This window comes from Acidovorax sp. KPB24-07 (genome assembly GCF_057543315.1).
Genome location: NZ_BAAJYS010000723.1, coordinates 1 through 1100 on the forward strand (window position 1 = coordinate 1; position 1100 = coordinate 1100).

Genomic DNA, 1100 nt, shown 5'->3' on the forward strand with positions numbered 1-1100 from the left:
CCCGTGGTCAGCGCGATGGCGCCCGCGTAGCCGCGCAGGCTGTGCTCGCCCCGCAGTCGCGCCAGGCGCCAGTGCAGCGGCGCATGGAAGCCGATGGCCTGCTCGAGCGCCCTGCGCCCCCCGGAAATGAGGTGGTAGCCGGGGTCGTCGGCGCCGTCGCCGCGCTCCGCACTCGGGACCCTGGCGGCGGCCTTCGCGGCGGCCAGCGCGTGCTCGGCGATATCCAGTTCCGAATGGCGGGACCGGCGGGCCAACTGCTCGATGGCGTCGCGGTAGAGGTTGCGCGTGGGAAAGTCCATCGCGGCGAAGTGGCTGCCTTCGCGCAGCCGCTCGTCCACCAGGCTCACGCTTTCGAACAGGTCGGCCCAGTCGATGTCGGACATGAGGCGCAGGCTGGTGATCACGTTGCGCACGGTGACGTTGGAGGCGCCCTGGCGCTGCTGGGCATGCGACACCACTTCGTCGATGGTGGTGCCCTGCTGCTGCAGGCGCTCCTGCAGCCAGCCCAGTGCCGGCATGGTCCGCGGGTCGTGGTCGCGCAGCCGCTTGGCGAGCTGGGCGGCGAACAGCTCGGACAGCGCCAGGGGCGACCGCGCGGCGATGTCCTCGTCCAGCGCCGAGCGGGCGGAGCCCAGGGCCATCAGGTGCGTGGCGAGCCGGTCGGCGTCGGCCCGCGCGGCGCGTCCCACGGTCATCTGGTCCACCAGCCGGCGCAGGTTTTCGATCAGCACGATGCGCAGCGTGATCGCCACCGCCCACAGCTCGCCGATGGTCAGCGGCTGCACGCGCTGGTAGGCCTGCAGGAAGGCCCGCAACGTGCCCGCATCCACATGGCTGTCGGTGTGGGCCACGAAGGCCCAGGTCAGGCCCAGCACCCGGGGATAGCCCGCGAAGGGGCCCGATGCGAGCTTGGGCAGCTGCCGGTAGTAGTCGGCCGGCAGATCGCCCCGGATGTCGCGCACCTGCTTTTCGACGAGGTGGTAGTTGTCCAGCAGCCACTCGGCGGCGGGCACGACCCGCCGGCCCGCCTCCAGCTCGGCCGCGCTGGCGCGGTAGGCGGCCAGCAGCACCCGGGCGTTGTCGTCCAGGCGCCGGCGCAG

At 72.6% G+C, this 1100-nt stretch carries 1 pseudogene; it reads right to left on the reverse strand.

The window, feature by feature from the left end:
* Nucleotides 1-1100, reverse strand: a pseudogene (locus tag AC27IQ_RS25295) (glycosyl transferase); the annotation flags it as partial.